Source organism: Phaeodactylibacter sp. (genome assembly GCF_022763345.1).
In the GTDB taxonomy this organism is placed as follows: Bacteria; Bacteroidota; Bacteroidia; order Chitinophagales; family Saprospiraceae; genus Phaeodactylibacter.
Genome location: NZ_JALEGS010000084.1, coordinates 38596 through 48767, shown reverse-complemented (window position 1 = coordinate 48767; position 10172 = coordinate 38596). Strand labels below are relative to the sequence as shown.

At 48.2% G+C, this 10172-nt stretch carries 11 protein-coding genes; 8 read left to right on the top strand and 3 right to left on the bottom strand.

Going from position 1 to position 10172, the window contains the following annotated elements; translation table 11 throughout:
- Nucleotides 1–536 precede the first annotated feature (536 nt).
- Both MRY86_RS21755 and dapF read left to right on the top strand, forming a co-directional pair.
- Nucleotides 537–764, top strand: a complete 228-nt coding sequence (locus MRY86_RS21755) for a hypothetical protein (RefSeq protein ID WP_293563755.1) — start codon at nt 537–539, stop codon at nt 762–764.
- Nucleotides 761–1564, top strand: a complete 804-nt coding sequence (dapF, locus tag MRY86_RS21750; protein ID WP_293571934.1) for a diaminopimelate epimerase — start codon at nt 761–763, stop codon at nt 1562–1564. The genes MRY86_RS21755 and dapF overlap by 4 nt, the downstream gene beginning before the upstream one ends.
- Nucleotides 1565–1635: 71 nt before the next feature.
- On the opposite strand, the gene MRY86_RS21745 is transcribed toward dapF, so the two are convergent.
- Nucleotides 1636–3201 carry an NADP-dependent isocitrate dehydrogenase gene (locus MRY86_RS21745; protein ID WP_293563759.1) on the bottom strand — a complete coding sequence of 522 codons (1566 nt, stop codon included), beginning with the start codon at nt 3199–3201 and terminating at the stop codon, nt 1636–1638.
- Nucleotides 3202–3445: 244 nt separating this feature from the next.
- Between MRY86_RS21745 and MRY86_RS21740 the strand changes: the two genes are divergently transcribed.
- Entirely contained in the window at nt 3446–4183 is a 738-nt protein-coding gene (locus MRY86_RS21740; RefSeq protein WP_293563761.1) for a tryptophan-rich sensory protein, read from the top strand.
- Nucleotides 4184–4206: 23 nt separating this feature from the next.
- On the opposite strand, the gene MRY86_RS21735 is transcribed toward MRY86_RS21740, so the two are convergent.
- On the bottom strand, nt 4207–4920 hold the full coding sequence (locus MRY86_RS21735) for a TetR/AcrR family transcriptional regulator (RefSeq protein ID WP_293563763.1): 714 nt from the start codon (nt 4918–4920) through the stop codon (nt 4207–4209).
- 403 nt (nt 4921–5323) lie between these two features.
- Here MRY86_RS21735 and MRY86_RS21730 point away from each other — a divergent pair, with 403 nt between their 5' ends.
- From MRY86_RS21730 to MRY86_RS21710, 5 genes are all read left to right on the top strand, one after another.
- Nucleotides 5324–5497: a hypothetical protein gene (locus MRY86_RS21730; protein ID WP_293563764.1), complete on the top strand. Its 174-nt coding sequence runs from the start codon at nt 5324–5326 to the stop codon at nt 5495–5497.
- A gap of 173 nt (nt 5498–5670) precedes the next feature.
- On the top strand, nt 5671–6657 hold the full coding sequence (locus tag MRY86_RS21725; protein WP_293563766.1) for a retropepsin-like aspartic protease: 987 nt from the start codon (nt 5671–5673) through the stop codon (nt 6655–6657).
- A 5-nt stretch (nt 6658–6662) separates the two neighbouring features.
- The gene (locus MRY86_RS21720) at nt 6663–7628 is read left to right on the top strand and encodes a hypothetical protein (protein WP_293563767.1); all 966 of its coding nucleotides are present in this window, start codon (nt 6663–6665) and stop codon (nt 7626–7628) included.
- An 83-nt stretch (nt 7629–7711) separates the two neighbouring features.
- A complete protein-coding gene (msrA, locus tag MRY86_RS21715) occupies nt 7712–8413 on the top strand; it encodes a peptide-methionine (S)-S-oxide reductase MsrA (RefSeq protein ID WP_293563768.1) in 702 nt (233 codons plus the stop codon).
- A gap of 122 nt (nt 8414–8535) precedes the next feature.
- Entirely contained in the window at nt 8536–8952 is a 417-nt protein-coding gene (locus MRY86_RS21710; protein ID WP_293563770.1) for a hypothetical protein, read from the top strand.
- Here MRY86_RS21710 and MRY86_RS21705 read toward each other — a convergent pair whose 3' ends face one another.
- Nucleotides 8953–10023 (bottom strand): cyclic nucleotide-binding domain-containing protein, encoded by a 1071-nt coding sequence (locus MRY86_RS21705; RefSeq protein ID WP_293563772.1) that lies wholly within the window; start codon nt 10021–10023, stop codon nt 8953–8955.
- Nucleotides 10024–10172 lie beyond the last annotated feature (149 nt).

Here is a 10172-nt window from a genome sequence, read left to right as displayed (position 1 = left end):
CGTCTACGTTCGATGGTGTTGGACAATCCTGTGCGAAAGCCTGTGGAAGGCCCAGGAAAGTCAACAGCGCGAACGCAAATGCGCCTGCTAGCCGCGAAGGAGAAACGAAAGTAAACTTCGTTTTTTCCATAAGATCACGATTTGTTTTAAAAAAAATTAGGTTAAAAAAAAGGTCGTTAAACTGTATATCTATCCAAAGGGATAGAGTAATTCTTGTAGGTATCGGTCGTCTTATCAAGAAGCTGCGCGTGTTAGCTGACAGGCATCAAGCCTGCAACTTATATTATTTTTTCTCCTACAAGCTTCTCAATTCAGCCGTAAAGATAGTATTATTTTACATTCAAACACAACAATGCACCTTCAAAGAAGAGGACACACCACTACAAGAACTAAATAACTTCCGAAACAACTGACAATCAATTACTGACGTTTTTTCTGACGTTCAAAGATCTTTAAACAGGCTATTTGTCACTTATGAAAAGATTGTATTCTTCCCGACATAGGCTCTATATTTGTTCTTCAAAAATTAGATAGGTATGGCTCAGGAACCTGAAAAAAAAGACCCATTTGATGGGGAGTATATTGGCAACATATGGGGTTGGCGAATCTCCCTCATTGGTGCGGCCGTAATTGTGCTGCTTTCTGCTTTTGCAGCATACCGGCACTACACGCTTGATGTTCCATTCGGATTGGAAGCGCCGGATGAGATCAAGGAAAAATCCGCAGCAGATAGCACTCATCTTGAAAAGCCTGCGACAGAATGAAGCTCCTGCATTTTTACAAATATCAGGGTACGGGCAATGATTTCATCATGATCAATCAGATGGAAACAAAGGTATTAGATGGAAGCGAGACCGCCCTTATCAGAAGGCTTTGCGACCGGCGCTTTGGCATTGGGGCTGATGGCCTGATCCTATTGCAGCCTAGAGACGGATATGATTTTGAAATGGATTATTTTAACGCTGACGGGCGCCGAGGCTCAATGTGTGGCAACGGAGCCCGGTGTACAGTTGCCTTTGCCCGTTCCCTTGGGCTGGAACAATCAAGTTATTACTTCTTTGCCCCGGACGGGCCTCACCGGGCCCGGCTGAGCACGGAAAAAGAAAGCTGGATTGAAATTGAGATGTCAGATGTGCAAGAGATAGAACGTGGTCAGGACTATTTTTTTATAGATACCGGCTCACCGCATTATGTCAGGTTTGAAGAAAAGCTGGATGCCCTGAATGTCGAAAAAGAAGGGCGCCGAATCCGATACAACGAGCGATTTGCAGCCGACGGCACTAATGTCAACTTCGTTTCGGCATCACCGGACCTCCCCCTTCAGGTTTTCACTTACGAGCGCGGCGTGGAAGCGGAAACCCTTTCCTGTGGCACAGGTGTGACCGCAGCAGCTATAGCCTACACGCTACAGCATAAACTAACACAGGGAGCGGCTATAAAAATCCCGGTGAAAACCAAGGGCGGCCCACTTGAGATCCGAATGGAACAAAGAGAGGGAAAATACAGCAAGATTTGGTTATGCGGCCCTGCAAAAGAGGTGTTTCAGGGACACCTTAATATATAGGAGAGAAAAAGAGAAGCCAGGCTGTTGCACCTGACTTCTGCTTTTGCGACTAGATAAAAAATATAGCCTTTTTATTCTCCCTGACCGAGAGAATAGGCACGTTCGCCATTTATTTCGTAGAGGTTCTCAATCTTAATAAAATTGAGCCCTTCTACGGTAAGCCGTTGTAGCAAACCTGTGATTTGCTCGTAGGTAACGGCAGCCATACGTGGCTTTCCGCCGGCTTCTGTCCCCCCGGCGGCGGCAGCAATAAAGCGGCAGCGCCAGTGATCAGTACAGAAGGTCTCCGGGAATCCATTAGGGTACACTTTAACGCCCCGGTTCGTGATCATTTTGAGCTTAAAGTCTGCCTTGGCAATTTCCTCCAGTGCCCGGCCCAATTCGTTAGGGTCACGCTCACCTACTGCCCAGTCGATAAAGACATCTACTCCAACCAGCTTTTTATTGGCTGGTACGAAAGGCTTGACCCTAACTTCGATAGGCTTTTGAGCTGATGACGGTTCCACTTCTTTGAGGTGTTTGGGCGCCTGACCAAGACGTTCAATCAGGGCTTTTCCAAACTCCTTCGTACCAACTCTCTGCCGGGTATAAGCCTCACTGTAAAGGTCGCCTGTATGAATGCCATCCTCAAGCGTACGCAATAAGGCATTTTGAATTCGAACAGCGATATCATTTTTGCCCATGTGTGCCAGCATCATACAGGCTGCATGAATCAGACCAGAAGGGTTAGCGATACCTTTGCCTGCGATATCTGGTGCGGAACCATGAATCGCTTCAAACATGGAAATGGGGTCTCCAATATTTGCAGAACCACCCAAGCCCACAGAACCAGCCACCTGAGCCGTGATATCAGATACGATATCCCCGTAAAGGTTTAGCGTGACAATCACATCGAACTGTTCCGGGCGGTCAGCAAGCAGCGCAGACCCAATGTCTATAATATGGTGTTCGTTTTCAATATCCGGGTACTCCTTAGCCACCTCGTCAAAGATGGAGTGAAAAAGTCCATCGGTATGCTTCATGATGTTATCCTTACTCATGCAAGTCACTTTCTTACGCCCATTTGCACGGGCGTACTCAAAAGCGTACCGGATGACGCGCTCACAGCCCGGGCGGGAAACCAGCTTCAGGCACTGAACCACCTCAGCAGTTTGCTGATGTTCAATACCTGCGTACAAGTCTTCCTCATTTTCACGGACCACTACAAGGTCCATATCCGGGAAGTTGCTATCTACATAAGGAGTAAAAGCACGGCAGGGGCGCACATTGGCAAAAAGCCCCAGCGTCTTACGAATCGTCACATTAAGGCTTTTGTACCCGCCACCCTGAGGTGTGGTGATCGGGCCTTTCAGAAAGACCCGGTTGCGGCGTAAAATATCCCAGGCATCAGGTGCGATACCAGACTGATGGCCGCTGAGGTACATTTCTTTTCCAATCTTCACTTCTTCGTACTCTAGCCCGGCACCTGCAGCCTCGAGGATATCGAGGGTTGCACGCATAATTTCCGGACCGATACCATCACCGAAAGCTACGGCGATGCGATTGGATAGAGACTTTGATTCTGCTGTAGAGCCTTGTGACTGAGGGCTTGAAGCATTGCCCATGGCGCTGTTGTCAGCATTCCATTGTTCTTTCATAAATTGGACAATTGTTGATGTTTTAAAGTTTTACTATCAACAATAGAAGTGAATTACTGTTCGGTGGAAAACAAAAATTTATCGGACTAAACCGATAGAGTATTGGTGGGTAGTTTGGTTTTTATTTTTCAGAATACTTTGAAAGTATAACTATCACTAGGGTTTGGCAAAGAATTTCCAAACCTCTGCTTCAGGGCATGTGTTTATATTTAACAGGAAAAAACTATCAAAAAATTTACCCGGAATGCCAGCAAAGACCCTTAGACTCCTCAATCTACTTGGCTTCATACTCGTCATTACTCTGAATGTCTTGGCGAATGCCCTTCCTATTAACGGCATGACCACCGGCGAACTATCGGCGCTTTACCCTAACCGCTTTGTGCCCGCTGGGTTTACATTCGGGATATGGGGCGTCATTTACCTGGCTTTGCTTGGGTTCATCGTTTTCCAGTTTTTCCAGTCTGCGGGGAAAGCGGTAACAAGCATAGGCACTTGGTTCTTCGTATCTTGTGTAGCGAATGCAAGCTGGATTCTGACCTGGCACTACCAATGGCCGTTGCTTTCGCTTGGGCTCATGCTGTTGCTGCTCTTTACCCTAATTAAAATCTACCTTGCTTTAAATCCGCTCAAATGGACTTCCAACTGGCCTGCTAAGGTGCCTTTTCAACTCTATCTGGGATGGATATCTGTTGCCACCATTGCTAACACCACTGCCGTACTCATAAGTTACGGTTGGACTGGCGGGCCTTTGCCTGAAGTAGCCTGGGCTGCAATTATGGTTGCGGTGGCTGCAATTGCCGGCCTGTTCTTCGCTACCCGCTATAAGGATATACTTTATAATGGTGTGCTTTTGTGGGCGTTCTATGGCATCTACGCTCGACAGGCTTCGCAAGGGCTGCTCCAAACCACCCTCTATATTGCGGGCAGTGCTTTGATTGTAGCTACTCTTTTCGCATTACTAAGAAGGGCTCAGCGAGCCTGAGCGTACCAAAGGCTCACCGAGCTTCATTTTGGTTCTTGCTCCTGCGGTCCGCTTTCGTTGGTTTGAAGGCAGCCGAACGCAAAAGAAAATAGCATTTCCACAACCCGGTCCAGGTAATTTGCTTCAAACTTAATATCTGTCAAACGGGGCAGGTGCTCCGCGAAGTAAATATTATTATTTGCTGATTCCAGCAGCATACTGGCCAGCGCCCTGGGGTAGGAATAAGTCGGCCTAATTTCTTGGATAATATCGGCAATTTTCCCGCAAAGCATTTTATACGCCAGGAAAAAACCATACTTGTTCTCTTCGTCTACGTTCTTTTTGTGGTAAGCTTTGGGCCCCTCCGTGACCACAATCCGGTGCAGTACTTCTGTATCAATAAAATCAACACTTGTGCTTTTCCGGGAAGTATCAACAATTGCACGCAGCGCAGACTTCAACTTATCCTCCGGAGCGGGGATGTTCATCGTGAAGAAGGTCACCCGAAAACGCATCCATTCCCAGTACCAGTTTACCAAATAGATAAAGAGGTAGTGCTTATTTTCGAAGTACCGGTAAATAGAGGCTTCGGTAGAGTGAATCCGATCAGCCAGTTTGCGGAAAGTAAAGTTCTCAAACCCTACTTCGTCAAATAATATGACAGAATACTCAATAATACGGCGCCCCAGCGCAGTTTCCTGAGGGTTCTTAATGAACAGCTTCTCATTGATGTCCAGGTTTACATTCACTTGCAGCATTGACGCACTTTTTTTCCGGATTTTATGCCAGCCCTCTTTCGCAAATTATACTTTTCGAAAAAAAACTGGAAATCTAAATTAATAAAATCTGCCGATAAAATAGCTTTACTTCTACATTCAATAGCCTAAAATGTTTGCGCCGATTACTGTTTTGAGGGCATAAGATTAGTTTCACTCCATCCACAGCCTTAGACCTAAGCTGGCAAACCAAAGCTTTCGTTCAATTCTACCTTTCTATTTATTGAAGCAGGTTCGGCACCACCAAAGTAGTCCTGTCTAAACGAAAATCAAAAAAGTTCTACTTTCTGCGAACACAAAAAGAACCTGATTGTCTAATAGTAAAACTACCAATATTGACAACTAAGTAATCAGTTTCAAGGCTACGAGTATCAAAAAAGACATCATGGCACTAAAAGCAGATCTTTGGCTCTTTTTACTAAGCTTGATTGCGGTCATCGCCGGTCTGGGTTGCTATTTGTACGGTATGTACAGCCACTGTGTCTTTTTCCTGGTTATTGGTTTAGGCTATTCAGCCTACATTATAAAGAATCAAAAAGAGAAGCACTTAGGGCATTAAAGTTGTGCTTTCAGTATGCAGTAGTATGGTGCTGCCCGCTTAGTCGGGCAGTTTTTTTTGCCCCTACCCCACCCACTGCCTTGTCGGCTATTTGTCAGGTTTCGTAGAAGTAAGGTGCAGCCTATCCTCAGATTTTGCATCTTTCCAAGTATAGAAATCACCACCGACACACTATGTTATCCCGACTGTTTCTGTTATCAATGGCGCTTGCGGCTTTGCCGGTTTTGGGCAGTGCCTCTCCGTTCCCGGTGTCTTACCCTGTACTAGAGCAAAGACAAGTAGCGCCGCCACAGTTCCCCAATGCAGAGCGGCTTTCCACAACGACTATCCGAATCCCTTTCAAGCTGGCAGGGCACCTCATACTTGTACAGGCGGAAGTTGCAGGGCAGTCCGGCAACTTCATCCTCGATACCGGCTCCAGCAAGCTCATTTTGAATGCAAGCCACTATTCCGGCGGACAATCAGCGCCAAACACCGTGGGTATGAGCATGACCGGTGCTATCAAAGACCTCCGGGAAGCAACAGTCAGAGACTTTACCATTGATTCCCTGCAATACGACCGGCTGTATGCCGATGTCATAGACCTCAATCACATTGAGCGCAAAAAGAACATCCGCCTTCTTGGGCTTCTGGGTTACAACGTAGTAGAAAACTACGAACTCATGATTGACTTTCAGCTCAAGCAGCTGACCCTGACCGCTCTGGACGATGAGGGCAACCGCATAGATACCCTTGCCTTTTATGAAAAGCCGACCGATAGCCTCCGAGTAACAATGGACAAGCACTTTCTGGTTATCAACGGTGAAGTAGACGGCAAAGCCCTTAGGCTTGGGTTAGATTCCGGGGCGGAGCTCAATTTGCTGCACAACCGGGTAAACCGGGCTATTCTTGACCATTTCAAAATTAGCAGGCGGACTCACCTGGCGGGCATGTCGGGACAACAGGAGCTGGAGGTCATCGCTGGTAAACTGTACCGGTTCCGCTCAGGAGAACAGCGGTGTTCCGGTATGCGAACCCTGCTAACCAATATGCATACCTTCAACCGTACTTACCGAACACGCCTCGACGGGCTTATCGGCTACGAATTTTTGTGCGTCCGCCGTACCCTGATCAACTATAAGAAACAAAAGTTGTACTTCTTTAAATGGTATCAACCTTAATCGGAATGAAAACGCCGCATTTATATATCCTGCTCTGCCTTTGGAGTGCCTTGCAAATACCTTTGCAGAGCCAGGAGCCCTATCATGCCTATTTTTTCGAAGGGGATGAAGTCGTTTTCGAATTTGACATCCGGTACTTTGAGGAAGCTTCCCGGGCCGGTGCTTTCTGGAAGACCGATTTTGAAGACATCGACGTAGAGTCGGTTGCCATTGCCGGGGACTTCAACAATTGGTCTGCTGATGAATGGCGGATGAAAAAAGTGGGCGAAGGCCGCTATCAACTCCGCAAGCAGATCGAAGACTTTGAAGATGCTTTCCGGTGGGAATTCAAGTTTGTCGTCAACGGGAAGTTCTGGGCAGAGCCTTCTGAGACCATACGCAACAAAGGCAAAACCACGCCCACAGGCTCTTTCTGGCAAGAGACCTACAACATGGAGCTTTACACCGCCCGCCCGGATACTACTGCCGACGATTGCTTTTTCCTGCCTGGCTATCCGGATGCAGAAAAGGTAGTGCTCAGTGGCAACTTCAATGCCTGGGATGAATCTGCTTTCACCATGCAAAAAGTGGATGGTGGTTGGGAGACCTGCCTGAGCCTCGATGCAGGGCGCTATGAATATAAGTTCATTGTAGATGGCGAATGGATGCACGACCCGAGTAACCCCCAGACCGTTAAGAACCAATACGCCACCCTTAACTCCGTTTATGAAATCAAGCGGGAGACACAGTTTCGCCTGGCGGGTTTCGAAGACGCGGAGGAAGTCCGCCTGGCCGGTTCTTTTACCGACTGGGAAGACCGCGCGCTGAGGATGCACCGGGAAGGTAAAGCCTGGGTGGTCAGCCTGCCGCTTACGGGAGGCAAGCACCTTTACAAGTTCATCGTGGACGGCAATTGGATCACCGACCCCGCTAATCCCATAAAGGAATACGACTGGAAGGGCAACCTCAATTCGGTCAAGATGGTGGAATAAGCCCGTACTTGTCGCCTGTTCGCTATTGAGGACACTCTGTTTTTAACAAATAGTGCCACATTCCTGTTACCAAAAGAAAAAAAATGAAACGCATATTTCTTTTTCTAACGTTAAGTACTATGGTACTCAGTTGTGCTAATTCGCAGAAGGCCAATAGCACTATGGCTGAAAAAAGCCAAACAATTGATTACCCGGAAGGCGTCGTCCCAGTCGGCGAAATCGATGCGCCCTATGAAGACCTTTCCAAAGCGGTCTTTGCAGGTGGCTGCTTTTGGTGCGTAGAAGCCGTATTCGAACGCGTGGAAGGCGTAGAGGAAGCCATTTCCGGCTATGCAGGGGGAACCACAACCGATCCAACCTACAAAAAGGTGGCTTCGGGTATGACTGATTATGCAGAATCGGTCATCGTTTACTACGATTCCACCGTGGTCAGCTACGACGAGCTGCTCACTGCCTTCTTTGCAGGGCACGACCCCACACAGCTCAACCGGCAGGGGCCGGATGTAGGCCCACAGTACCGTTCTGCTATTTTCTATGCGGATGCGTACGAAAAGGACAAAGCAGAGGCTTTTATACAACAGCTGGAGGAAAGCGGCAAATTCCAAAAGCCAATCGTGACCAAACTAAACCCGCTCAGTACTTTCTACACAGCCGAAGGCTATCATCAGGACTACATCGTGCACAATCCCAACCAACCCTATGTGGTCGGTGTGTCGATGCCCAAGATTGAGAAGTTTATGAAGGCGCACCCGGAGCTGCTGAAAAATCAGTACAAAAAGCCCTAAAACAAGCCTTTAGCGCTGCCCTGCTCCCTATGCCCGTAAGGTAACCTTCTCCTTACGGGCATTACTTTTGATTTGAAAATCCCGCCAACTTTCTGCAATATTGCAGACAAAGCTAAACGACTATGAGCGAGTTTAAACAAGTCATCAAAGATGGAGCAGGCACAGTAGGTGGCTGGATCAAACGATTTTTCGTCATCCTACTCACTTTAGCCATACTTGGCGGAGCAGGCTACCTCTGGGTTTGCAACTGGACCTACAGTGATGGAACACGGGCGGGAACACTGATCAAGATTTCCTACAAGGGCGTTGTCCTGAAAACCTACGAGGGGCAACTCAACCTGGGCGGCTTTCGCCAAAATGCAAGCGATGGCGTTTCCGGGAACATCTGGGAATTCTCCGTGTGGGACGATGAGGTCTACCGCACTTTGCAAAACTACGAAGGCAAGCAGGTCAAGCTGTACTATCGGGAAAAATACAAGGCGATGCCCTGGCAAGGCGACACCAACTACTTCATCTATAAAGTGGAGGAGGTCAAGTGATTACTTGAGCAGTTTACTGGTCACCACCACGCGCTGAGCCAGCACTTTCGCCAGGTTGCGCCAGATGATGGTTCGGTCTGATTCCTTTGTTAACTGATCGATAGCAGATTCCTGAAAGAGGACAACTTCTGTATCCGGGCTCGCAGAGACTATTTTTGCGGTGCGCTTGGTATTGAGAATGTAAGCAATCTCCCCAAAAAGATCACCTTCTCCCAGCATCACCACTGTCTGGCCGCCGATTTCCACCCTTAGCAGCCCTTTACGCACATAACCGATGGCTTTGCCTGCGTCATTCTCCGCAAACAGGACCTCGTCCTGCCGGCAATTGACAATCATGGCATCTTTTAGGAAAGCTGCCTTCCCTGCTTCGCTCAACCCTTCCGTAATAACATGGTGACCATGGAAATCATCGTGGTCTTCCGGGTAAAAAGCGGTACCGGTCTGCAGCTCTTTGTGCTCACGAACCAGCTGATAGTACCAATCGCAAATTTCCTGATACCGGTCGAAAGACACCCCACGGAGCATGGGCAGTAAAGGTGAGTGAATGACGGCCAGGTAATCCATATCCGGCAGGCCGATCATAGGGATTTGAAAGTCGCCCCCCTCCCCCATTTGCAGCGGGCCAATGGGGCGCATGCCCAGACGCTTGTAGATAGAATAATGCCCGGGGTCGCACTGCATGAGCAAAGCCTGCCCTTCGGCCTTCAGGACTTCCACGAAGCAGTGGCTGAGCAATACAGGAACAGCGGGCGTATTGAGGTAAGCGCTATCAAAGGATAAATGAGAAACCACAGCCAGCTTGGGCAGATAGCCCGTCTTCACGTATCCGAAGGCTTCTGCCGCTTCTTCTGCCCGGTCAACGGCATTACTAAGGACCAGGCAGGCAATGATTTCACTACGGCGGGTATCCTGACAAGCCACCAATTGCCCTTTTTCGGGAAGCTCACGGGCGCTGTCATAATTCAACAATCGCTCGCAAGCTTCCCGGTCCCGCGCTTCTGTGACAAAGAAGGCCCGGTATTTACCGATCCACAGATCCCACTGCAGTGATATGTTTTGGAGTAGCCCCATGGGGCTGAAGATAAGAAGATTTAGACTATGTTGGGAATTCGCTTTTGGAGCGAATGAAGTCAAATTTTATCCTGAACAAGGCGCGATGAAGGAGCCTAGCCAAAGCTAAGCGACTGAAGAGCAACGAAGTGCAGGATAAAATTTGGCAA

Coding starts and splice junctions, on each gene's coding strand:
- MRY86_RS21755 (WP_293563755.1), top strand. CDS start 537: ATGGCTCAGGAACCTGAAAAAAAAGACCCATTTGATGGGGAGTATATT.
- dapF (WP_293571934.1), top strand. CDS start 761: ATGAAGCTCCTGCATTTTTACAAATATCAGGGTACGGGCAATGATTTC.
- MRY86_RS21745 (WP_293563759.1), bottom strand. CDS start 3,201: ATGAAAGAACAATGGAATGCTGACAACAGCGCCATGGGCAATGCTTCA.
- MRY86_RS21740 (WP_293563761.1), top strand. CDS start 3,446: ATGCCAGCAAAGACCCTTAGACTCCTCAATCTACTTGGCTTCATACTC.
- MRY86_RS21735 (WP_293563763.1), bottom strand. CDS start 4,920: ATGCTGCAAGTGAATGTAAACCTGGACATCAATGAGAAGCTGTTCATT.
- MRY86_RS21730 (WP_293563764.1), top strand. CDS start 5,324: ATGGCACTAAAAGCAGATCTTTGGCTCTTTTTACTAAGCTTGATTGCG.
- MRY86_RS21725 (WP_293563766.1), top strand. CDS start 5,671: ATGTTATCCCGACTGTTTCTGTTATCAATGGCGCTTGCGGCTTTGCCG.
- MRY86_RS21720 (WP_293563767.1), top strand. CDS start 6,663: ATGAAAACGCCGCATTTATATATCCTGCTCTGCCTTTGGAGTGCCTTG.
- msrA (WP_293563768.1), top strand. CDS start 7,712: ATGAAACGCATATTTCTTTTTCTAACGTTAAGTACTATGGTACTCAGT.
- MRY86_RS21710 (WP_293563770.1), top strand. CDS start 8,536: ATGAGCGAGTTTAAACAAGTCATCAAAGATGGAGCAGGCACAGTAGGT.
- MRY86_RS21705 (WP_293563772.1), bottom strand. CDS start 10,023: ATGGGGCTACTCCAAAACATATCACTGCAGTGGGATCTGTGGATCGGT.